Origin of the sequence: Kitasatospora sp. NPDC049258 (assembly GCF_040678895.1) — a bacterium.
Lineage (GTDB): Bacteria > Actinomycetota > Actinomycetes > Streptomycetales > Streptomycetaceae > Kitasatospora.
Genome location: NZ_JBFAQT010000013.1, coordinates 101,092 through 123,517 on the forward strand (window position 1 = coordinate 101,092; position 22,426 = coordinate 123,517).

Sequence of the window (22,426 nt, forward strand, 5' to 3'; positions counted from 1 at the left end):
CATGCTCACGGCCCCGGCCGGGGTGAACCTCCGCAAGGTAGGCTCACCCCGCCCGGGGCCGGTGCACAACGACGTGCCACAGCAGAGGGGTCGAGGATGACCATCCGTACCAGAGTCGAGAACCCGGCGGACGCCCCCGCCACCAGACGGGTCCACATGGCCGCCTTCCCGGGCCCCGAGGAGGCGGACCTGGTGGACGCGCTGCGCCGGGACGAGGCCTGGGTGCCGGCCCTCTCGGTGGTCGCGGTGGACGAGCGGGACCTCATCATCGGGCACGTGCTGATGACCAGGCTCCAGGTCGGCGAGGGCCGGGCGCTGTCGCTGGCACCGGTGGCGGTCGCGCCGGAGTGGCAGCGCAAGGGCGTCGGCGACGCCCTGGTCCGGGCCGCGCTGGCGGCGGCCGAGGCGGCCGGGGAGCAGCTGGTGGTGGTGCTCGGCGACCCCGACTACTACGGCAGGTTCGGCTTCGAGCCGGCCTCCCGGCACCGGGTCAGCGGGCCCTTCGAGGCGCCCGACGCCTACTTCCAGGTCCTCCCGCTGGGCGGCTACGACGGCAGCACCCAGGGCGTCTGTCGCTACCCGGCGCCGTTCGCGGCGGTCTGAACGGGCTGCGCCGACCCGCGCCGGGTGGCGGCACCCCGGTCCGCCGGACGGCGCTGCGCGGGCACCGAGCCCAGTGCGGACGGCCCCGCGACCCCCGCCCCGATCCGCACCGTCTTCCGACAGCTGCGGACGAAGGCGGCCATCGCCGGGGTCAGCGGCTGGTCCAGCGGCCAGTACAGGCCGACCCGGCTGGCGCTGAGGCCGCGCACCGGGCGGTAGACCACGCCCGGCCGGGACGCCAGCCGGCTCATCGTGGCCGGCGCGAAGCCGATGCCCTGGCCGCAGGCCACCGCCGTCAGCCACTCGTCCGCGTTGTGCGCGACCGCGCCGATCCTGGCCGGCCGGCCGCCGCGCTCCTCGGCCGCGAGCCAGTAGTCCCGCCAGCGGCCGGCCTCCTGCGGGATGGCGACGAAGTCCTCGTCCAGCAGCTCCGCGAAGTCCAGCAGCTCCCGCTCGGCCAGCCGGTGGCCGGCCGGCAGGACGGCGCAGCGGTCCTCTACCCCCAGCTCCGCGTGGTTGTACTCGGCCGCGACGGACCCGGGCGCGTGCCACAGGGCCAGGTCGATCTCGCCCGAGGCGAGGCCCGAGGTGGGGTCGAACCAGTTGTTCTGCCGCATCTGCAGCTGCCAGCCGGGCATCCGGTGGGCGAAGTCCTCGACGGTGGCGCGGTCGACCACGTTGATGGTGCTGCCCTCGAACCCGACCCGCAGGGTGCCCGCCGCCTGGGTGGCGGCCTGCCGGGTGGCCCGCAGCGCCTCCTCCCAGCCGGCCAGCAGCGCCTCGGACCTGGCCGCCAGCGCGTGGCCGGCCGGGGTGGGTGTCATGCCCTCCCGCGAGCGCTCGAAGAGCCGCACCCCCAGCTGCGCCTCCAGCTGCCGGATCTGCTTGGTCAGGGTCGGCTGGCTCACGAGCAGCCGGGCGGCCGCCCCGGTCAGCTGGCGCTCCTCGTAGACCGCGGCGAAGTAGCGCAGCAGGCGGGTGTCGATGTCCATGCCGCAAGGTTATGAGTCGGGTAATTTGCCCCACGGGCGGGGTCCGGGGGAGAGTTGATCACTCGTCGGGCGGCCCCCGGCGCCGGCAGCGCAGGGGACTGTCGGGCCGGGGCCGCCCGTCGTCGTGCTCCGCCGCCGTCCGCCGGATCTCCACCCCGTGCCGACCTGCGCGCCGGGCGGATCACCCGTAGCGTGAGTGACCGTCAGCTGTACGCGATCGGAGGCCAGGGTGGCGGGGAAGCACAGGGATCGTCTTCCGAGGAAGCCCTACGAGGCCGAGCTGTTGCGGCTGCAGTACGAGCTGGTGAAGCTCCAGGAGTGGGTGCGCGCCGAGGGCGTGCGGCTGGTGGTGGTCTTCGAGGGGCGGGACGCGGCCGGCAAGGGCGGCGCCATCAAGCGGGTGACGGAGTACCTCAACCCCCGGCTGGCCCGGGTCGCGGCGCTCCCGGCGCCCACCGAGCGCCAGCGCGGCCAGTGGTACTTCCAGCGGTACGTCGAGCAGCTGCCCGCGGCGGGGGAGATCGTGCTGTTCGACCGCAGCTGGTACAACCGGGCCGGGGTGGAGAAGGTGATGGGGTTCTGCACCCCGGCGGAGTACCAGCAGTTCCTGAACCAGTGCCCGACCTTCGAGCGGATGCTGATCGAGGCTGGCATCCTGGTGCGCAAGTACTGGTTCTCGGTCAGCGACGTGGAGCAGGAACGGCGCTTCCGGGGCCGGATGACCGACCCGATGCGGCAGTGGAAGCTCTCGCCGATGGACGTGGAGTCGATCACCCGCTGGGAGGACTACTCCCGGGCCAAGGACGAGATGTTCGTCCACACGGACATCCCGGAGTCGCCCTGGAACGTGGTGGAGAGCGACGACAAGCGGCGGGCCAGGATCAACATGATCGCCCACCTGCTCTCCTCGGTGCCCTACCGGGAGGTCCGCCGGCCCGAGGTGGCCCTGCCGCCCCGCCCCCGGCCGCAGGGCTACCAGCGGCCGCCGCGGGATCTGCAGAAGTACGTGCCGGATCACGCGGCGGCGCTGGAGCGGCTGGAGAGGCCGTAGCGGGCGAGCGCTCGAGCCGAGCGCTTCAGCCCCGGCGGCGGAACCAGCGGCGCTTGGGGCGGGCGGGGGCCCCGGGAGTGCGGTCCGCGGTGGCGGCGAGCTCGCGGCGGGCCAGGGCGGTGATCTCGGGGGCGAGGCCGGGCATCGCCAGGGTCAGCCGGCAGAGCGAGTCGAGGACGGTGACGGTGCGGGTGCGGCCGGCCCGGACGGCGTCCAGCATCCGGCGGGCGACCAGGTCGGCCGCGTCCCGGCGGGCGTCGGGGTCGGTCCAGGCCACCGCGACCAGGGCGAGCGCGGCCGTCTCGGTGACCCAGTCCTCGGGGCCGAAGAGCAGGTCGGCCAGCACCCGGCGGCGGTCCGAGCCGGCCCAGGGCTGGTCGGTGCGGTGGTGGGTGAGGGCGAGGCAGGCGAAGCTCTGCCCGGCCCGCGCCCACAGGTCCGGCCAGCGGGCGGCGAGCCGGCGGCCGGTCTCGTCCTCGGCCGGCGCGGGCGGGTGGGCGAGGCAGCCGAGCAGGTCGTCCAGGGAGAGCGAGGACAGCGCCACGGCGTGGTCGTAGGCGGCCAGCAGGTGCGGCCAGGACAGGTCGGCCACCGAGCGCAGCAGTTCGGCCGCCTCGGCGGAGGGTGGCGCCACGGCGGGCCGGGCCTCGGTGCCCTCGTACCGCCAGAGCCGGACGCCGACCGGGCGCAGCGGTTCGCGCAGATCCGGTTCCGGTACGCCGAGGACGGTCACCCGGGCGTCCGGCACGGTGGCGTGGAAGAGGGCCAGCGCGCTAGGCGGCTCCGGGGCGGAGAGCGTGCAGGCGCCGCCGACCGCGCCCTGCTGCTCCAGCACCTGGTGCAGCACGCCGATGATCGCCTCGGAGGCGGAGCCGACGTGCCGCAGCCACGGGCGGCCCTCGCTGCAGCGGGCCAGCACGGTCGAGGCGTAGCCGTGGTCGGGGTGCTCGCGCAGGTGGTCGGCCAGGGCCGCCAGGTGGGTGCCGTCCTCGTCGAGGGTGAACCGGACCCCGTGCAGGGCGGGTGCGGCCTGCGGGTGGTCCGGGTCCGCGGCGAGCGCCCGCTCGATCCAGGGCAGGCCCTCGGCGGGGCGGCCCAGGGTGGCGTACAGCTCGCCGACGTCCACGTGCAGCGAGAGGTCGGACGGATCCCGGGCCAGCTCCCGCTCCCAGACCGCGAGCGCCTCCTCGGGCCGGCCGGCCGAGCGGAGCGCGAAGCCGAGCATCACCGCGCCGCTGTGCGAGGGCGCGGTGGCGAGCGAGGCGCGGGCCCAGCCGACGGCCGTGTCGTGGTCGCCGTAGCGGCGGGCCAGGCCGGAGGCCATGGTGAGCAGGCCCGGGTGCGTGGGGGAGCGGGCCACGCAGGCGCGGATGAGGTCGTAGAACGGGCGCAGCTGCTCGGCCGCGGCGGCGGGCAGCGGGTCCGGCAGGCCGCCGCCGACCACCCGGGCGATCGCCCGCAGGGCCGGCTCGGGCCCGAGCCGGGCGGGCAGCTCCGGGTGGCCGAGCCAGGCGACCGAGGCCCACGGGCGGTCCGGCTCCTCCCGCAGGACGTGCGAGAGCAGGCCGACCGCCTCCTCCCAGCGCCCGGCGGCCGCGGCCAGTGAGGCGCGGCAGCCGACCTCGCCGATGGTGGGCTGCTCCAGCGGGAAGCAGTCCAGCGCCGCGGCGGGCCCGCCCGCCCGGACGGCCAGCTCGGCGAGTGCCTCGTGGACCTCCGGGAGGGCCGGGTCCAGCGCGGCGGCGTTCGCCAGGTGGCCGGCGGCGTGCGCCAGTTCGAGGTCGGCCAGGGCGAGCCGGGCCAGCGCGACCTCCCCCTCGGCCGCCAGCCTCCCGTCGCCGTGCTCGTCTGCGTGCGTCACTGCGGTCCTTCCCCCGGGCACGATGATCCGGGTCAGAACCTAGCGCGCGCCCGCGTCAGGTGGCCGAGCCGGCCGCGGCGCCGGTGGCCAGGTCGCTGCCCCAGCGCTGGATGGCGGCGGGGAGGTCCAGCGGGCCCGGCCGGGCGTCCGAGTCCGCGGCGGGCCAGTCCTCGCGGGGGACCCGCCACATCAGCTCGAACTCGTTGCCGTCCGGGTCCTTGGCGTAGAAGGACTTGGAGACCAGGTGGTCGGTGGAGCCGACCAGGGACCCGCGCTCGGCCAGCCGGTGCCCCAGGGCGGCGAGCTCGCCCAGGGTGCCGACCTCCCAGGCCAGGTGGTAGAGCCCGACCCGGCCCTGCTCGGGGCCGGGGGCGTCCGGGCCGATCGCGAACAGACCGAGGTCGTGGTCGTTGTCGCTGTCGGGGGCGCTCAGGAACGCCGCCCGGCCGGGCATCAGGTGGTCGACCCCGAAGCCGAGGACCTCGCGGTAGAACTCGACCGAGCGGTCGATGTCGCGGATCCAGAGCACGGCGTGGTTGAGACGGCGTACGGCCATGGCGTACTGCTCCTTCCAGGTGGTCCGACCAGCCTACGCTGCCCCGTTCAAATTCGAACTACCTGGTCCCGAACTGTCCGCGCACTCGCATACGCTTCAGGCGTGGAAGAACCGGATCTCTTCACCGCAGCCGCCGAGGAGCGTCAGGCCGCCGAGCCCGGCCGGGCCCCGCTGGCGGTACGGATGCGGCCGCGCACCCTGGACGAGGTGGCCGGCCAGCGCCGGCTGCTGAAGGACGGCTCGCCGCTGCGGCGCCTGGTGGCCGGTTCGCGCGGGCCCGCGGCGACCAGCTCGGTGATCCTCTGGGGGCCTCCCGGCACCGGCAAGACCACCCTGGCGCATGTGATCAGCCAGGCCGTCGAGGGCCGTTTCGTGGAGCTCTCGGCGATCACCGCGGGCGTCAAGGAAGTCCGCGCGGTGATCGAGGGGGCCCGCCGCGCGATCGGGATGTCCGGCCGCGAGACGGTGCTGTTCCTGGACGAGATCCACCGCTTCTCCAAGGCCCAGCAGGACTCGCTGCTGCCCGCGGTGGAGAACCGCTGGGTCACCCTGATCGCCGCCACCACCGAGAACCCGTACTTCTCGGTGATCTCCCCGCTGCTGTCCCGCTCGCTGCTGCTCACCCTGGAGTCGCTCACCGACGCCGACGTGCGGGCCCTGCTGCGGCGCGCGGTGGCGGACGAGCGGGGCCTGGCCGGCGCCGTCGAGCTGACCGACGAGGCCGAGGACCACCTGGTGCGGCTGGCCGGCGGCGACGCCCGGCGGGCGCTCACCACGCTGGAGGCGGCGGCCGGCGCCGCGCTGGAGCAGGGCGGGCAGCGGATCACGCTCGCCACCACCGAGACGGCCGTGGACCAGGCCGCCGTCCGCTACGACAAGGACGGCGACCAGCACTACGACGTCGCCAGCGCGCTGATCAAGTCGATCCGGGGCAGCGACGTGGACGCCACGCTGCACTACCTGGCCCGCATGATCGAGGCCGGCGAGGACCCGAGGTTCATCGCCCGCCGGCTGATGATCTCGGCCAGCGAGGACGTCGGCCTGGCCGACCCGACGGCGCTGTCGACGGCCGTGGCCGCCGCCCAGGCGGTCGCGCTGATCGGCTTCCCGGAGGCCCGGATCATCCTCTCCCAGGCAGCCATCGCGCTCGCCCTGGCGCCCAAGTCCAACGCCGCCTACCTGGCCATCGACGCCGCCCTGGCCGACGTCCGGCAGGGGCTGGCCGGCGCCGTCCCGCCGCACCTGCGGGACGCCCACTACGGCGGCGCCGGCAAGCTCGGCCACGGCCAGGGCTACCGCTACCCGCACGACCTGCCGGAGGGCATCGCCGCGCAGCAGTACGCGCCGGACACCGTGCACGGCCGGGAGTACTACAGCCCGACCCGGCACGGCGCCGAGGCCCGGTACGCCGACACCGTGACCTGGACCAGGGCCCGGCTGCGCGGCGAGCCGAAGCCGCCGGCCCGGCAGCCGCAGGCACCGGCGCAGTCGCCGCCGCCGCAGCCGGATGAGGGGGCGGGCGCGGCGGAGGGGACCTGAGATCGCCTGTACACTGTCCCGGAGTGCCTTGTCCCGGGCACGGCGGCGGGTGAGAGCCCGGCCGACCGGCCGCACCAGCGGGGCATCGGCCTACGGGTCCTCCTTCGGGAGCGGCCCTTGGAGCGTCGCGCACCGGCTTACGGTGTCGCGGGCAGCCCACCACCCTCGTGGTCGTGGGCCTCTCGTGTGCATGCACGGATGTGCCCGGCTCCGGAGAGCGGCTGATCACCCCCTCGCGGGTGGTTTTTCTCCGGGTCGCGAGGAGCGACCTCCGTCAACACCTGGTGAAGCCGTATTCGAAAAGCAAGGAAGGTTTGGTTCATGGCGAACCAGAAGCGTCCCAAGGTCAAGATCGCTCGTGCCCTTGGTATCCCGCTGACCCCGAAGTCCGTCAAGTACTTCGAGGCCCGCCCGTACCCGCCCGGCCAGCACGGCCGTGGCCGCAAGCAGAACTCTGACTACAAGGTCCGTCTGACCGAGAAGCAGCGTCTGCGCGCGCAGTACGACCTGAGCGAGAAGCAGATGGCGCGGGCCTTCGACCGTGCCAAGAAGGTCGAGGGCAAGACCGGCGAGGCGCTCATCGCCGAGCTGGAGACCCGCCTCGACGCCCTGGTCCTGCGTTCGGGCATCGCCCGCACCATCTACCAGGCCCGTCAGATGGTCGTGCACGGCCACATCGAGGTCAACGGCGGCAAGGTCAACAAGCCGTCGTTCCAGCTGAAGCCGGGCTTTGTCGTCACCGTCAAGGACAAGTCCAAGGAGAAGACCCCCTTCCAGGTGGCTCGCGAGGGCGGCAACGCCGGCGAGGGCCAGACCCCGAAGTACCTCGAGGTCAACCTGAAGGCCCTGGCCTTCCGCCTGGACCGCCAGCCGCAGCGTCGCGAGATCCCCGTGATCTGCGACGAGCAGCTGGTCGTCGAGTACTACTCGCGCTGACCCGCGAGCGAGTACCACACCGAGCCCCGCAGCCTGCCGGCTGCGGGGCTCGGCCCTTTCCGCGGGCCGCCCGCGCTGCGGCTCACCCGGTCGGCACCGGGGACGGCCGCACCGGACGCGGACCCGGCAGGCCCTCCGGGCCGGGCCGGCCGCCGCGGCCCAGCGCCCGGGAGACGGCCGCGTCCAGATCGAGCAGCCCGCCCAGCCGGAACGCCTCGTGGAACTCCTGGTCGGTCAGGCCGTCCCGGGCCCGCTGCTCGCACTCCAGGTGCGGCCCGTTGAACGAGCGGGAGCCGAAGAAGGGCTTCCCGACCGCCTGCCAGATCCGGTGCGCCGCGCCCTGCAGCACCCGCGCCTCGACCAGGTCGCCGTCCGGGCCCTCGGTCTCCAGCAGGGCCAGCACGTCCATCGCCAGCACGATCCCCAGCAGGTCGCGGAACAGGTGGTTCAGCCGGACGCACTCCCGGGCGTAGGCCCGGGCGCGCCGCACCTCGCCGACCGACCAGCGGGCGTAGGCCAGCGCGTACAGGGCGTAGGCGTACGCCCACTGCTCGCCGTGCTCCTCGGCCAGCTCGCGCACCCGGTCGATCCACACCTCGCCGCTGTCGCCGTCACCGAGGAACAGGTACGCCATGCCCAGCTCGAACATGGCCATCAGGACGTTGCTGTTGAGCTCGCCGAGCGCGTTGTAGTGCCAGAGCGCCTCCTCGAACAGCTCGGCCGCCCGCTCCGGGGCGTCGCCGATCAGCGCCGCGCAGCCCTGCCGGTGCACCGCGTACGCCAGTGCCCGGTCGTCGCCGGTGGCCAGCGCCTGCCGGCGGCACTCCTCCAGCGCGGGGAGGGCCCGGGCCAGGTCGCCTTGCAGGATCGCCATGTAGCCGGTCACCCAGAGCGCCTTGGCCCGGGCCTCGGTGGGCTCGGGGGCCAGCGCGAGCGCGCGGTCCAGCCAGTGCCGGCCCTCGCCGAGGTGGCCGGAGCCGACCCAGTAGAACCACAGCGTGCCGGCCAGCACCAGGGCGAGCTGCTCCTCGCCGGGCTCGCCCAGCGAGAACTCCAGCGCGGCGCGCAGGTTGGGGTGGGCGAGCCTGGTGCGCTCGGCGGTCTCGGCCTGGCGCGGGCCGAACCACTCCACCTCGCCCCAGGTCGCCACCCCCAGGTACCAGTCGCGGTGCCGGCGCAGCAGCCGGTGCTGCTCGCCGCCGGCCCGCAGCCACTGCCCGCCGTACTCGCGCAGCGTGTCGAGCATCCGGAACCGGACGCCGTTCGGGCCCTCCTCACGGAGCAGCACCGACTTGCCGACCAGCTCGCCGATCAGCTCCAGCAGGTCCTCGGCCTCGATGCCCTCGCCCGCGCAGAGGTACTCCGCGGCGTCCAGGTCGAACGCACCGGCGAAGACCGAGAGCCGGGCCCAGAGCAAACGTTCCTTCATGGTGCAGAGTTCGTGGCTCCAGCCGATCGCGGTGCGCAGCGTCCGGTGCCGCAGCGGAGCCGTCCGGACGCCGCCGGTGAGCAGCCGGAAGCGGTCGTCCAGGCGCAGGTTGAGCTGGGCCACCGACAGCGCGCGCAGCCGGCCGGCGGCCAGCTCCACCGCCAGCGGGATGCCGTCCAGCCGGCGGCAGAGCAGGGCCACCTCGGCCCGGTTGCCCTCGGTCAGCTCGAATCCGGGCAGCACGGCCGCCGCCCGGTCGACGAACAGCGCGACGGCCTCGGCCGGCCCGCCGCCGGGCGTCGGCTCCACCGGCAGCGGGGCGACCGGCAGCAGGTGCTCGCCGGCCGAGCCCAGCGCCTGCCGGCTGGTGGCCAGCACCCGCACCCCGGGGGCGGCCCGCAGCAGGGTGTCGACCAGCTCGGCGCACGGGCCGACCAGGTGCTCGCAGCCGTCCAGCACCAGCAGCAGCCGGCGGTCGGCCAGCCGCTCGACCAGCACCTCCACGGGCGGACGGGCGGTGGCGTCGGTCAGCCCGAGCGCGTTCAGCACCGCGTGGCCGAGCAGCAGCGGGTCGCGCACCGTGCTCACCTCGGCCGGCCAGGCGCCGTCCGGGAAGAGACCGGCCCGATCGGCCTCGGCGGCACCGCGCAGCGCCAGCCGGGTCTTGCCGACCCCGCCGGGCCCGGTGACCGTCACCAGCCGGGCCGACTCCAGCAGGCCGGCCAGCGCGGCCAGCTCCGCGCGCCGCCCGACGAAACTGGTCACGTCGGCGGGCAGCCGGCCTGCCGGGGCCCCGCCCCGCGCCGCCGTCGGCTCACTGGTCAACTGCCGCCCCCTGTCTGGCCGGACCGACACCCCGGACAACCCCTGCGACCCGCGCTGCACGGGCCCACCCGGCCCAACGACACGGTCGGCCCGAGGTCACGCCGGCCACCAGGACCGCTGCCCGGGCCACCGGCGGCCCCGGCTCCCGGAAAGCCGGTCGGGGGAAGCCGGTCGGCCGCGATAGGGTTCACCTTTGAGGAAGATCCGCTGAAGAGGCAAGGCGAGGGAGCGCACCGGTGTCCGTGGGAGAGCTGGCCGGCCTGCTGGTGGCCGTCTTCTGGGCGGTGCTGGTCACGCTGCTCGCCGTCGTCCTGGTACGGCTGTCGCGGGTGCTCCGGGAGGCCACCGTCCTGGTCGCCGCCGTGACCGAGCAGGCCGTGCCGCTGCTGGTCGACGCGGGCACCGCCGTGCGCAGCGCCAACGAGCAGTTGGAGCGGGTGGACGAGATCACCGCCAACGTGCAGGACGCCGCCGCCAACGCCAACGCGCTCTCCTCGACCGTCGCCGCCACCATCGGCGGCCCGCTGGTCAAGGTCGCGGCCTTCAGCTACGGCGTCCGAAAGGCCGTCAGCAAGCAGCAGGGCACGGTGACGCTGCCGCAGCAGGCGGCGGAGCGCGAGGCGCTGGCGAAGCTGATCCGCGCCGAGGTGCGGGCCGCCGCCGCGCCGCGCGGCGGCGGCCTGCTCGGCCGGGTCCGGCGAGCCGTGAGGGGCTGAACCATGGTTCGTCGCATCTTCTGGATGGCGGTCGGCGCGGGTGCCACCGTCTGGGCCATGAACAAGGCCAACGAGGCCGTCCACCGGCTCACCCCTGACAGTCTGTCGGGCACCGCCGCGCGCGGCGCCCTGCACCTGGGCGACGCCGCCAAGCGCTTCGCCCGGGACGTCCGCGCCGGGATGGCCGAGCGCGAGGAGCAGTTGCGCGCCGACCTCGGTCTGGACGGCACCGCGGTGGTCGAGCCGCCGCGCCGGCGGGCCCCGCTGCGCGGCGAGCCGACGTACCGAGCTATCTCGGCGGCCCCGGGCTCCCCGGCCGCCGCCCTGCCCCCGTCGCGCAGTACCCGCACCACCCCCCAAGCCCTTGATTCGCCCTCCCGCCGGCTCGACGAGCTGCCGGGAGGCCCCAACCGGAAGGACCACTGATGGAGTCGGCAGAGATCCGCCGCCGCTGGCTGCGCTTCTTCGAGGAGCGCGGCCACACCGTCGTTCCGTCGGCGTCGCTGGTCGCCGATGACCCCACCCTGCTGCTGGTGAACGCCGGCATGGTGCCCTTCAAGCCGTACTTCCTCGGCGAGGTGAAGCCGCCGTTCACGCGTGCCACCAGCGTGCAGAAGTGCGTGCGCACCCTGGACATCGAAGAGGTCGGCAAGACCACCCGGCACGGCTCGTTCTTCCAGATGTGCGGGAACTTCTCCTTCGGCGACTACTTCAAGGAAGGCGCCATCAAGTCGGCGTGGGAGCTGCTCACCGCTCCCGTCGCCGACGGCGGCTACGGCCTGGAGCAGGAGAAGCTCTGGATCACCGTCTACAAGGACGACGACGAGGCCGAGAAGATCTGGCGGGACGTCATCGGCGTCCCGGCCGAGCGCATCCAGCGGCTCGGGATGAAGGACAACTTCTGGTCGATGGGCGTCCCCGGCCCGTGCGGCCCGTGCTCGGAGATCAACTACGACCGCGGCCCCGCCTACGGCGAGGAGGGCGGCCCGGCGGTCAACGGCGAGCGCTACCTGGAGATCTGGAACCTGGTCTTCATGCAGTACGAGCGCGGCCACGGTGACGGCAAGGACGGTTTCGAGATCCTGGGCGACCTGCCCAGCAAGAACATCGACACCGGCCTCGGCCTGGAGCGCCTGGCCGCCATCCTGCAGGGCGTCGACAACCTCTTCGAGATCGACACCAGCCGGATGATCCTCGACCGGGCGGCCGAGCTGACCGGCCACGCCTACGGCGCCGACCACCGGTCGGACGTCTCGCTGCGCGTGGTCACCGACCACTTCCGCACCGCGATCATGCTGATCGGCGACGGCGTCACCCCCGGCAACGAGGGCCGCGGCTACGTGCTGCGCCGCATCCTGCGCCGCGCCATCCGCAACATGCGGCTGCTCGGCGCCACCGGGCAGGTGGCCAAGGAGCTCACCGACGTCACCATCAAGGCGATGGGCCCGCAGTACCCGGAGCTGGAGGCCGACCGCAAGCGGATCGAGACGGTCGCGGTCGCCGAGGAGACCGCGTTCCTGCAGACCCTGCGCAGCGGCACCAACCTGCTGGACGCGGCCGTCACCGAGACCAAGCAGTCCGGCGGCGCGGTGCTCTCCGGCGACCAGGCCTTCAAGCTGCACGACACCTACGGCTTCCCGATCGACCTGACCCTGGAGATGGCCGAGGAGCAGGGCCTCCAGGTGGACGAGGCCGGGTTCCGCCGCCTGATGCAGGAGCAGCGCGACCGGGCCAAGGCCGACGCCAAGGCCAAGAAGATGGGCCACGCCGACGTGGCCGCCTACCGCGAGGTGGCGGACAAGGCGGGCGCCAGCGTCTTCACCGGCTACAACGCCACCGAGGGCGAGGCCACCGTGGTCGGCCTGCTGGTGGACGGCGTCCCCGCGCCGGTCGCCACCGAGGGCGACGAGGTGGAGATCATCCTCGACCGCACCCCGTTCTACGCCGAGGGCGGCGGCCAGCTCGCCGACCACGGCCGGATCCGGCTGGACTCCGGCGCGGTGGTCGAGATCCGCGACGTCCAGCAGCCGGTGCCGGGCGTGGTCGTGCACTCCGGCGGGGTGCTGTTCGGTGAGGTGGTGCTCGGCTCGTCCGCGTACGCCACCATCGACACCGACCGCCGCCGGGCCGTCTCGCGGGCCCACTCGGCGACCCACCTGACCCACCAGGCGCTGCGCGACGCGCTCGGCCCGACGGCCGCCCAGGCCGGTTCGGAGAACGCGCCGGGCCGCTTCCGCTTCGACTTCGGCTCGCCCGCCGCCGTGCCCGGCAGCGTGCTGACCGACGTCGAGCAGAAGATCAACGAGGTGCTGACCCGCGAGCTGGAGGTCACCGCCGAGGTGATGACGATGGACCAGGCCCGCAAGGCCGGCGCCATCGCGATGTTCGGCGAGAAGTACGGCGACGCCGTGCGGGTGGTCACCATCGGCGACTTCTCCAAGGAGCTGTGCGGTGGCACGCACGTCGGCAACACCGCCCAGCTGGGCCTGGTGAAGCTGCTCGGCGAGTCCTCGATCGGCTCCGGCGTGCGCCGGGTCGAGGCGCTGGTCGGCGTCGACGCCTACAAGTTCCTGGCCCGCGAGCACACCGTGGTCGCGCAGCTCCAGGAGCTGGTCAAGGGCCGTCCGGAGGAGCTGCCGGAGAAGATCTCGGGCATGCTCGCCAAGCTCAAGGACGCCGAGAAGGAGATCGAGCGCTTCCGCGCCGAGAAGGTGCTCGCCGCCGCGGCGGGCCTCGCCGACGCGGCCGAGGACGTCCGCGGGGTGGCCGTGGTCGCCGCCCGGGTGGCGGACGGAACCGGCGCCGACGACCTGCGCAAGCTGGTCCTCGACGTCCGCTCCCGGCTCGGCTCCCGGCCGGCCGTGGTCGCCGCCTTCACCGTGGCGAACGGCCGCCCGCTGACCGTGATCGCCACCAACGAGGACGCCCGCTCGCGCGGCGCCAAGGCCGGTGAGCTGGTCCGGGCCGCCGCCAAGGCGCTCGGCGGCGGCGGTGGCGGCAAGGACGACGTGGCCCAGGGCGGCGGCACCGACGCCGGTGCCGTGGACCAGGCGATCGCCGCCGTCCGCGCCCTGGTGGCGGAGCGCGCCGCCTGATGGAGGAGCAGCAGCCGGAGAAGGTCTTCCGCCGCGGCCGCCGGATCGCCGTCGACGTGGGTGACGCCCGGATCGGGGTCGCGTCCTGCGACCCTGACGGGCTGATCGCCACCCCGGTGGAGACCGTCCCGGCCGGCGGCCGGTCCCAGGCCCGGCTCAAGGAGATCGCCGAGGAGTACGACGCGATCGAGATCGTGGTCGGCCTCCCCCGCTCGCTGAGCGGCAAGGAGGGGCCGGCCGCGGCCAAGGTCCGGGCGTACGCCGGGCGGCTGGCGGCGCTGGTCGCCCCGGTCTCCGTCCGGCTGGTGGACGAGCGGATGACCACCGTCACCGCCAGCCAGGGGCTGCGCGCCTCCGGGCGGAGCAGCAAGAAGGGCCGCTCGGTGATCGACCAGGCCGCCGCCGTGGTGATCCTGCAGAGCGCCCTGGAGACCGAACGGGTGAGCGGACGCGCTCCTGGTGAGAGCGTCGAACCGGTCAGCTGATCGGCCTGGCCTAGCGTGCGGGTTGGGGCCCGTGCGGACGCGAGTCCGTACGGGCCCCTTGCCGTCCCCCGCCGCCTGCCGCCGACCCGAGGGCTCCCGTGACCGACCCGTTCATCACCCCCGGTCTCACTCCCGGTCTCACGCCCGGTCACCTCGGCGCGCCCGTGCTGGATCCGGAGCCGTACGTGCCGCTCGGCGGGGAGCCGCCGCAGCCGCCGGACCCGCGTCGCCGGCACACCGGGCTGGCCTGCCTGCTCACGGCGGTGGCGCTGTTCACGGTGGTCAGCACGGTGCTGCTGGCGGGCTACCTGCTGTGGCCGAAGGGCCGGCCGCCGGCGGCCGACTTCACCGGCAACGGGAGCGGCACCGTCCAGGTCTCGGTCAGCCAGGGCGCCACCTTGACCCAGATCGGCCAGGTGCTGGTCAAGGACGGCGTGGTGGCCAGCACCCGGGCCTTCACCGAGGCCGCCGCCAAGAGCCCGGCGGGCAACCGGATCCAGCCCGGCACGTACACCCTGCGCAAGCGGATGTCGGCGGCCGCGGCGCTGAACGTGCTGCTCGACCCGGGCAACGCCAACGCGCTGACCATCCCGGAGGGCCGCCGGACCATGCAGATCTACGCGGCCGTGGACGCCCGGCTGAACCTGCCGGCCGGCACCACCCAGGCGGTCGTCCAGCAGCGCTCCGGCGAGCTCGGCCTGCCGGCCGACGCGCACGGCAACCCCGAGGGCTACCTGTTCCCGTCGACCTACCCGATCACCGGCGAGACCACCCCCTTCGGGCTGCTCCAGCAGATGGTGAAGGAGGCCGAGAAGGCCGCCGAGGCCAATGGCGTGGTGGCGATCGAGGGGCAGTCCGCCTACCAGACGCTGATCGTGGCCAGCCTCGCCGAGGCGGAGGCGGACAACCCGGACGACATGGCCAAGGTGGCCCGGGTGATCTACAACCGGCTGGCCAAGGGCATGCCGCTGCAGCTCGACTCCACCATCAACTACGCGCTCGGCCGCTCCACCCTCACCACCACCGCCACCGACACCCGGCTCGACTCGCCCTACAACACCTACCTGCACAAGGGCCTGCCGCCCGGACCGATCGGCAACCCCGGCCGGGACGGCCTGCGCGCGGCCACCCACCCCGCGGAGGGGGACTGGATCTACTTCGTGACGGTCAGCCCCGGGGACACCAGGTTCACGGACAGTCCCGAACAGCACCTGAAGAACGTCGCGGACTTCAACGCCTACAGCGCGCAGCATCCCTCCTCACCTGCGCCGTCCGCACCGTGAGGGCCGCGGGCACCCGGCCGGGGGCTACGCTGCGGTACGGTAACGTCTCCTTTCGGGCGTGTCCCTAGCACGCCGGTTCGATACGTCTGCGGTTCGCCACAGTCGCAGGGACGCTTTAAGGGGATCGATGACTGATCTGGGTGGGGGCTACCGCCCCCAGGGCGAGCAGCCGTGGTACCCCGGTTCCCCGGGCGGCGACGGACCGCAGCCCCAGTCCGGTGGCCAGCCGGGCGCCTGGCAGCAGCAGCACCCGCAGGGCGGCCCGTACGGGCAGCAGCAGGGGTACCCGCAGGGCGGGCCGTACGGCGGCCAGCAGCAGGGCTACCCCCAGCAGCAGCCGCAGCAGCCCCAGCCGCAGCAACCGCAGCAGGGTTGGCCGCAGCAGGGCGGCCCGTACGGTGGCCAGCAGCAGGGCTACGCGCAGCCGCAGTACGGCCAGCCGCAGGCGCCGGTGTACCAGCAGCCGCCCCAGCAGGGCTACCAGCAGCACCCGCAGCAGGTGGTGCAGCAGCAGCGGCCGATGCCGCCGCAGCAGCAACAGCCCGTGCAGCCGCAGCCCTCCGGCCCCGGCCCGGACGGGATCGACTGGGAGGCCGAGGCCGCCGCGCTGGACGCCCCGCCGGCCGAGCCCGAGGCCGAGCTCTGGGAGGACGAGGGCGACCTCGGCTACCAGGAGCCCGCGGCGGCCGAGGACGAGTCGTTCTTCGGCGCCGACGAGGAGGACACCTCCCGGGACGCCGAGCGCAAGCGCAAGGAGAAGGGCAAGAAGGCCGGCCGCCGCAACCGCGGCGCCTGCCTGGTGGTCGCCCTGGTGCTGCTCGGCGGTGCGACCGGCGCCGCCTGGTGGGGCTACGGCTTCTACCAGAGCCACTTCGGGCCGCCGCCGGACTACGCCGGCGAGGGCAGCGGCTCGGTCAACGTCGAGATCAAGCCGGGCTCCGGCGCCGCGATGGGTGCGACGCTCAAGGAGGCCGACGTGGTGAAGAGCACCGACGCCTTCATCGCGGCCTTCAACAAGAACCCCAAGGCCGGCACCATCCAGCCGGGCTTCTTCACCCTGCACCACCAGATGTCCGCCGAGGCCGCCGTGAAGTACCTGGTGGACTCGGCCGGCGGCAACGTGCTGGTCGTGCCCGAGGGAAAGAAGGCCTCGGACATCTACGTGCTGATCGACGGCAAGCTCAAGCTGCCGGCCGGCACCACGGCCAACGTCGCCAAGACCCAGGTCGCCGCGCTCGGGCTGCCGCCCTACGCCCAGGGCAACCCCGAGGGCTTCCTCTTCCCCACCCGGTACTCGATCGCCGAGGGGATGAAGCCCGAGGAGCTGCTGAAGCAGATGGTCTCCACGGCCGTCCAGCACCTCCAGGACCTCAAGCTGGACGAGGGCGCCCAGAAGATCGGCCTCAAGAGCGGGTACGAGGTGCTCATCGAGGCCAGCATCCTGCAGGCCGAGGGCAACAACGACGCGGACTTCGGGAAGATCGCGCGGGTCCTCTACAACCGGCTGAACACGCAGGCCACCCAGGGCAAGCTCCAGCTGGACACCACGCTGCAGTACAAGCTGGGGCGGACCAAGTTCACCGTCGCGGAGAAGGACGGGGACAAGAGCCCGTACAACACCTACGTCAACAAGGGCCTGCCGCCCACCCCGATCGCCAACCCGGGCGACGAGGCGATCCAGGCGGTGCTCAACCCGACGCCGGGCGACTGGGCGTACTTCGTGGCGCTCTCGGCGAAGGAGACCCGCTTCGCGGTCACCTTCGAGGACTTCAAGAAGGACGTCAAGGACTACTGCACCGCCCACAACCAGGGCTTCGACGAGAGCGCGGGCATGTGCAAGTGAGTTCGCACCACGCCGACCCGCTGCTGCACGCCGAGCGGGTCGACGTGGTCCGCGACGGCCGGTACCTGCTGCGCGAGGTCTCGCTGACCGTGCTGCCCGGCGAGCACTGGGCCGTGCTCGGCGCCAACGGGGCCGGCAAGACCACGCTGCTCGCGCTGCTCGGCGCGGTCAGCCACCCGACCCGCGGCGAGGTGCGGGTGCTCGGGCGGCAGCTGGGGCGGGTGGATCTGCGGGAGCTGCGCTCGTACCTGGGGCACGTGAACCCGCGGCATCCGCTGCGCTCGCCGCTGACGGTGCGCCAGGTGGTGCTGACCGGGGTGACCAACAGCATCGAGCTGTTCCCGCGCTGGCGGCCCACCGCCGAGCAGGCCGCGCACGCCGAGGCGCTGATCGCGACGCTGGGTATCGGGCACCGGGCCGAGGCCCCCTGGCCGACGCTCTCCCAGGGCGAGCGCGGCCGGGCCCTGATCGCCCGGGCGCTGATGCCCGCGCCGCGGCTGCTCCTGCTGGACGAGCCCGCCACCGGGCTGGACCTGACCGCGCGCGAGCAACTGCTGGCCAGCCTGGACGACCTGCGGCTGCACCATCCCGAGCTGGCGAGCGTGCTGGTCACGCACCATCTGGAGGAGCTGCCGGCGAGCACCACGCACGCCTTGCTGCTGCGCGACGGCGAGACGGTCGCCGCCGGGCCGGTGGCCGAGGTGCTCACCACCGAGCTGGTCAGCGCGTGCTTCCGGCACCCGATCCTGATCACCCGCGCCGAGGGCCGGTGGGCGGCCCGGGCGGCCGCCCGGACGCCGGCGCGCTGACGGCCGCTATCGTTCTCGGTGATCTCCGTGCCCGGTGATCCCCGGCGAAAGGTGACCAGGTCCGTGACCACGCAGCACAGGGCGGCCGTACTCGGCTCGCCGATCGCGCACTCGCTCTCCCCGGCGCTGCACCGGGCCGGGTATGCCGCGCTGGGGCTGGCCGACTGGCGCTACGACCGCTTCGAGGTGGACGAGGCCGCGCTGCCCGGATTCGTGGCGCGGCTCGACGAACAGTGGGCCGGCCTGTCGCTGACCATGCCGCTGAAGCGGGCGATCATGCCGTTGCTGGACGAGGTGAGCGCGACCGCCCGCTCCGTCGACGCGGTGAACACCGTGGTGTTCGGCCCGGACGGGAGCCGGCGCGGTGACAACACCGACATCCCCGGCCTGGTCAACGCGCTCGCCGAGCGGGGCATCCGGCGGGTCGGCGCGGCCGCCGTGCTGGGGGCCGGGGCGACCGCCTCCTCCGCGCTGGCGGCGCTGGCCCAGATCTGCGACGGCGAGGTGACGGTCTATGTCCGCAGCCCGGAGCGGGCGGCCGAGATGCGGGCGCTCGGCGAGCGGCTCGGGCTGGACCTCCGGACGGCCGACTGGGACCGGGCGGGCGAGGCGCTGGCCGCGCCGCTGACCATCTCCACCACGCCGGTCGGGGCCACCGACGCCTTCGCTGCGGCCGTCCCGGAGCGTCCGGGCGCGCTGTTCGACGTCCTGTACCACCCGTGGCCGACCGCGCTGGCGGCCGCCTGCGCCGCACACGGGGCCACCGTGCTGGGTGGCCTGGACCTGCTGGTGCACCAGGCGGTCCTGCAGTTCGAGCAGTTCACCGGGGTGGCCGGCGGCCCGCTGGCGGCGATGCGCGCGGCCGGCGAGGCGGCGCTGGCCTGAGCGGGCCGAAGCGGGCCGGGCGGGGTGCGGACCTGACTGAGAACGGGCGGCGGGCTCGGCCGGATCGGGCCGGGTGCGGGAGCGATCCCGCAGGTCGGACGGGGTGCCGGTGGACAAGGGGCGGATGTTCGATGTCCGCAACGCGGACCGTGCACCCGGTGGGCCGCCAGGCATGAAAAGATCGGAGACGGAGGGCGGGCCCCCGCACGGGGACCGCCGACGAGACGCCCGGCCCGGCCCGCAGCTGCGGTCCGGGCCGCTGACGAAGGAGCTCCGTTGGGTAGGTTGCGCTGGCTGACGGCGGGGGAGTCGCACGGCCCCGCTCTGGTCGCGACGCTGGAGGGCCTGCCGGCCGGTGTGCCGGTCACCACCGAGCTGGTGGCCGACGCGCTGGCCCGCCGCCGGCTGGGATACGGCCGCGGTGCGCGGATGAAGTTCGAGCAGGACGAGGTGACCTTCCTCGGTGGTGTCCGGCACGGTCTCACCATGGGCAGCCCGGTCGCCGTGATGGTGGGCAACACCGAGTGGCCGAAGTGGGAGCAGGTGATGTCGGCCGACCCGGTCGACCCGGAGATCCTGGCCAACCTGGCCCGCAACGAGCCGCTCACCCGGCCGCGGCCGGGCCACGCGGACCTCGCCGGCATGCAGAAGTACTCGATCGAGGAGGCCCGCCCGATCCTGGAGCGCGCCTCCGCCCGGGAGACCGCGGCCCGGGTCGCGCTCGGCGCCGTGGCGCGCTCCTACCTCAAGGAGACCTGCGGGATCGAGATCGTCTCGCACGTGGTCGAGCTGGCCGCCGCCAAGGCCCCGGCCGGCGTCTACCCGCTGCCCGCGGACGAGGCCCGCCTGGACGCGGACCCGGTGCGCTGCCTGGACCCGGACGCCTCCGAGCGGATGGTCGCCGAGATCGACCAGGCGCACAAGGACGGCGACACCCTGGGCGGTGTGGTCGAGGTGCTGGCGTACGGCGTGCCGGTCGGCCTCGGCTCGCACGTGCACTGGGACCGCCGGCTGGACGCCCGGCTGGCCGCCGCGCTGATGGGCATCCAGGCGATCAAGGGCGTCGAGGTCGGCGACGGCTTCGACCTGGCCCGGGTGCCGGGCTCGCAGGCGCACGACGAGATCGTCCCCACCCCGGAGGGCGTCAAGCGCACCTCCGGCCGCTCCGGCGGCACCGAGGGCGGCCTGTCCACCGGCGAGCTGCTGCGGGTGCGGGCCGCGATGAAGCCGATCGCGACGGTGCCGCGGGCCCTGCAGACCCTGGACGTGCGCACCGGTGAGCCCGCCAAGGCGCACCACCAGCGCTCGGACGTCTGCGCCGTGCCGGCCGCCGGCATCGTCGCCGAGGCGATGGTCGCGCTGGTGCTCGCCGACGCGGTCGCGGAGAAGTTCGGCGGCGACAACGTCTCCGAGACCCGCCGCAACGTGCAGGGCTACCTCGACAACCTGATCGTCCGATGACCGCACCGGTGGTCGTGCTGGTCGGTCCGCCCGGGGCCGGCAAGAGCACGGTCGGGCGGCTGCTGGCCGACCGGCTCCAGGTCGCCTTCCGGGACACCGACGCGGACATCGAGGCGCTGGCCGGCAAGCCGATCCCGGAGATCTTCCTGGACGAGGGCGAGCCGCACTTCCGCGAGCTGGAGCAGCGGGCCGTCCGGGCCGCCGTCGAGGGCCACACCGGTGTGCTGGCCCTCGGTGGCGGCGCGGTGATGGCCGAGCCCACCCGCGAGGTGCTGGCCGGCCTGCCGGTGGTCTTCCTCGACGTGGCGCTCGGGGACGCCGTCAAGCGGGTCGGCCTGGACGCCCCGCGGCCGCTGCTCGCGATCAACCCGCGGGCCCGCTGGCGCGAGCTGATGGACGTCCGCCGCCCGGTCTACCTGGCGGTCTCCACCGCCGCGGTCGACACCGAGGGGCGTACGGCCGAGCAGGTCGCCGACGCCGTACTGGAAGCACTGGAGCTGAAGATCCATGACTGACACCGTGACGATCCGGGTCGGCGGCAGCGCCGGCCACGACCCGTACGAGGTGCTGATCGGGCATCAGCTGCTCGGTGAGCTGGCGCCGCTGATCGGCAACCGGGCCAAGCGGGTCGCGATCATCCACCCGGAGGCCCTGGAGGCCACCGCCGAGGCGATCCGGGAGGACCTGGCCGCCGAGGGGTACGAGGCGATCGCGCTCCAGGTGCCCAACGCGGAGGAGGCCAAGAGCGCCGAGGTGGCCGCGTACTGCTGGTCGGTGCTCGGCCAGACCGGCTTCACCCGCAGCGATGTGATCGTGGGTCTCGGCGGCGGCGCCACCACCGACCTGGCGGGCTTCGTCGCGGCCACCTGGCTGCGCGGGGTGCGCTGGATCTCGATGCCCACCACGCTGCTCGGCATGGTGGACGCGGCGGTCGGCGGCAAGACCGGCATCAACATCGCCGAGGGCAAGAACATGGTCGGTGCCTTCCACCCGCCGGCCGGCGTGCTCGCGGACCTCGGCACCCTGGAGACCGTGCCCCGGCACGACTACGTCTCCGGCCTGGCCGAGGTGATCAAGTGCGGCTTCATCGCCGACCCGGCCATCCTCGACCTGATCGAGTCCGACCCGCAGGGCGCCACCACGCCGGCCGGGCCGCACACCGTGGAGCTGATCCGGCGCGCCATCCAGGTCAAGGCCGACGTGGTCTCCGGCGACCTCAAGGAGTCCGGCCGCCGGGAGATCCTCAACTACGGCCACACCCTGGGCCACGCCATCGAGCGCAACGAGCGCTACAAGTGGCGGCACGGTGCGGCGATCTCGATCGGCATGGTGTTCGCCGCCGAACTCGGCCGGCTGGCCGGCCGGTTGGACGACGAGACCGCCGACCGGCACAAGGCGGTGCTCGGCTCGGTCGGCCTGCCGCTGAGCTACCGCGCGGACGCCTGGCCCAAGCTGCTGGACGCCATGAAGATCGACAAGAAGTCGCGCGGCGACCTGCTGCGCTTCGTGGTGCTGGACGGCCTCGGCAAGACCTCCATCCTGGAGGGCCCGGACCCGTCCCTGCTGGTCGGCGCGTACGCGGAGGTGTCCGGGTGAGCCGCGTGCTGGTGCTCAACGGCCCCAACCTCGGCCGGCTCGGCAGCCGGGAGCCGGACGTCTACGGCGCCACCTCCTACGCCGGGCTGGTCGAGCGCTGCACCTCGCTCGGCAAGGAGCTGGGCTTCGAGGTCGAGGTCAAGGAGACCAACTCCGAGCAGCAGATGGTGGAGTGGCTGCACTGGGCGGCCGACCGGCAGACCCCGGTGGTGATCAACCCGGGCGCCTTCACGCACTACTCGTACGCGATGCGCGACGCGGCCGCCCAGCGGACCGCGCCGCTGATCGAGGTGCACATCTCCAACCCGTACGCGCGCGAGGAGTTCCGGCACAACTCGGTCATCGCCGCGGTCGCCTCCGGCACCATCGCCGGCTTCGGCCTCGGATCCTACGAGTTGGCGCTGCGCGCCCTCGCGGAGCAGCTCACCACGCGCTGACGTGCGATCATCGGCCCGGTGGCG

At 74.0% G+C, this 22,426-nt stretch carries 20 protein-coding genes; 16 read left to right on the forward strand and 4 right to left on the reverse strand.

What is annotated here, in order from left to right:
- Positions 1 to 96 precede the first annotated feature (96 nt).
- The gene (locus AB0K43_RS13945) at positions 97 to 603 is read left to right on the forward strand and encodes an N-acetyltransferase (protein ID WP_363639224.1); all 507 of its coding nucleotides are present in this window, start codon (positions 97 to 99) and stop codon (positions 601 to 603) included.
- On the opposite strand, the gene AB0K43_RS13950 is transcribed toward AB0K43_RS13945, so the two are convergent.
- Complete coding sequence (locus AB0K43_RS13950; RefSeq protein ID WP_363639226.1) at positions 576 to 1,595, reverse strand: LysR family transcriptional regulator; 1,020 nt, start codon at positions 1,593 to 1,595, stop codon at positions 576 to 578. The genes AB0K43_RS13945 and AB0K43_RS13950 overlap by 28 nt on opposite strands.
- A gap of 229 nt (positions 1,596 to 1,824) precedes the next feature.
- On the opposite strand from AB0K43_RS13950, the gene ppk2 reads away from it, so the two are divergent.
- Positions 1,825 to 2,646: a polyphosphate kinase 2 gene (ppk2, locus tag AB0K43_RS13955; RefSeq protein ID WP_363639228.1), complete on the forward strand. Its 822-nt coding sequence runs from the start codon at positions 1,825 to 1,827 to the stop codon at positions 2,644 to 2,646.
- Positions 2,647 to 2,671: 25 nt separating this feature from the next.
- On the opposite strand, the gene AB0K43_RS13960 is transcribed toward ppk2, so the two are convergent.
- Positions 2,672 to 4,507, reverse strand: coding sequence for a tetratricopeptide repeat protein (locus tag AB0K43_RS13960; protein ID WP_363639230.1), 1,836 nt, complete (start codon positions 4,505 to 4,507; stop codon positions 2,672 to 2,674).
- A gap of 55 nt (positions 4,508 to 4,562) precedes the next feature.
- Positions 4,563 to 5,063, reverse strand: a complete 501-nt coding sequence (locus tag AB0K43_RS13965; RefSeq protein ID WP_363639232.1) for a VOC family protein — start codon at positions 5,061 to 5,063, stop codon at positions 4,563 to 4,565.
- Positions 5,064 to 5,165: 102 nt separating this feature from the next.
- Here AB0K43_RS13965 and AB0K43_RS13970 point away from each other — a divergent pair, with 102 nt between their 5' ends.
- Together AB0K43_RS13970 and rpsD are read left to right on the forward strand one after the other, a co-directional pair.
- On the forward strand, positions 5,166 to 6,602 hold the full coding sequence (locus AB0K43_RS13970) for a replication-associated recombination protein A (RefSeq protein ID WP_363639234.1): 1,437 nt from the start codon (positions 5,166 to 5,168) through the stop codon (positions 6,600 to 6,602).
- Positions 6,603 to 6,923: 321 nt separating this feature from the next.
- Positions 6,924 to 7,538 carry a 30S ribosomal protein S4 gene (rpsD, locus tag AB0K43_RS13975; protein WP_363639237.1) on the forward strand — a complete coding sequence of 205 codons (615 nt, stop codon included), beginning with the start codon at positions 6,924 to 6,926 and terminating at the stop codon, positions 7,536 to 7,538.
- Between the two features lie 82 nt (positions 7,539 to 7,620).
- On the opposite strand, the gene AB0K43_RS13980 is transcribed toward rpsD, so the two are convergent.
- Positions 7,621 to 9,792, reverse strand: coding sequence for an AAA family ATPase (locus AB0K43_RS13980; RefSeq protein WP_363639239.1), 2,172 nt, complete (start codon positions 9,790 to 9,792; stop codon positions 7,621 to 7,623).
- Positions 9,793 to 10,028: 236 nt separating this feature from the next.
- Between AB0K43_RS13980 and AB0K43_RS13985 the strand changes: the two genes are divergently transcribed.
- From AB0K43_RS13985 to aroQ, 12 genes are all read left to right on the forward strand, one after another.
- Positions 10,029 to 10,508, forward strand: a complete 480-nt coding sequence (locus AB0K43_RS13985) for a DUF948 domain-containing protein (RefSeq protein WP_363639241.1) — start codon at positions 10,029 to 10,031, stop codon at positions 10,506 to 10,508.
- A gap of 3 nt (positions 10,509 to 10,511) precedes the next feature.
- Positions 10,512 to 10,934, forward strand: a complete 423-nt coding sequence (locus tag AB0K43_RS13990; RefSeq protein WP_363639243.1) for a DUF6167 family protein — start codon at positions 10,512 to 10,514, stop codon at positions 10,932 to 10,934.
- Positions 10,934 to 13,603: an alanine--tRNA ligase gene (gene alaS / locus AB0K43_RS13995; protein WP_363639245.1), complete on the forward strand. Its 2,670-nt coding sequence runs from the start codon at positions 10,934 to 10,936 to the stop codon at positions 13,601 to 13,603. Before AB0K43_RS13990 ends, alaS begins: the two co-directional genes overlap by 1 nt.
- Positions 13,603 to 14,088, forward strand: coding sequence for a Holliday junction resolvase RuvX (gene ruvX, locus AB0K43_RS14000; RefSeq protein ID WP_363639247.1), 486 nt, complete (start codon positions 13,603 to 13,605; stop codon positions 14,086 to 14,088). Before alaS ends, ruvX begins: the two co-directional genes overlap by 1 nt.
- Before the next feature lie 98 nt (positions 14,089 to 14,186).
- A complete protein-coding gene (gene mltG, locus AB0K43_RS14005; RefSeq protein ID WP_363639249.1) occupies positions 14,187 to 15,371 on the forward strand; it encodes an endolytic transglycosylase MltG in 1,185 nt (394 codons plus the stop codon).
- 127 nt (positions 15,372 to 15,498) lie between these two features.
- On the forward strand, positions 15,499 to 17,214 hold the full coding sequence (gene mltG / locus AB0K43_RS14010; RefSeq protein WP_363639251.1) for an endolytic transglycosylase MltG: 1,716 nt from the start codon (positions 15,499 to 15,501) through the stop codon (positions 17,212 to 17,214).
- A complete protein-coding gene (locus tag AB0K43_RS14015; RefSeq protein ID WP_363639253.1) occupies positions 17,211 to 18,023 on the forward strand; it encodes an ATP-binding cassette domain-containing protein in 813 nt (270 codons plus the stop codon). The genes mltG (AB0K43_RS14010) and AB0K43_RS14015 overlap by 4 nt, the downstream gene beginning before the upstream one ends.
- Before the next feature lie 63 nt (positions 18,024 to 18,086).
- Positions 18,087 to 18,908 (forward strand): shikimate dehydrogenase, encoded by an 822-nt coding sequence (locus tag AB0K43_RS14020; RefSeq protein ID WP_363639255.1) that lies wholly within the window; start codon positions 18,087 to 18,089, stop codon positions 18,906 to 18,908.
- A 276-nt stretch (positions 18,909 to 19,184) separates the two neighbouring features.
- Complete coding sequence (gene aroC, locus AB0K43_RS14025) at positions 19,185 to 20,369, forward strand: chorismate synthase (RefSeq protein ID WP_363639257.1); 1,185 nt, start codon at positions 19,185 to 19,187, stop codon at positions 20,367 to 20,369.
- The gene (locus AB0K43_RS14030; RefSeq protein ID WP_363639259.1) at positions 20,366 to 20,884 is read left to right on the forward strand and encodes a shikimate kinase; all 519 of its coding nucleotides are present in this window, start codon (positions 20,366 to 20,368) and stop codon (positions 20,882 to 20,884) included. The genes aroC and AB0K43_RS14030 overlap by 4 nt, the downstream gene beginning before the upstream one ends.
- On the forward strand, positions 20,877 to 21,965 hold the full coding sequence (gene aroB, locus AB0K43_RS14035; RefSeq protein ID WP_363639261.1) for a 3-dehydroquinate synthase: 1,089 nt from the start codon (positions 20,877 to 20,879) through the stop codon (positions 21,963 to 21,965). The genes AB0K43_RS14030 and aroB overlap by 8 nt, the downstream gene beginning before the upstream one ends.
- Entirely contained in the window at positions 21,962 to 22,402 is a 441-nt protein-coding gene (gene aroQ, locus AB0K43_RS14040) for a type II 3-dehydroquinate dehydratase (protein WP_363639263.1), read from the forward strand. The genes aroB and aroQ overlap by 4 nt, the downstream gene beginning before the upstream one ends.
- The last annotated feature ends 24 nt before the right edge of the window (positions 22,403 to 22,426 follow it).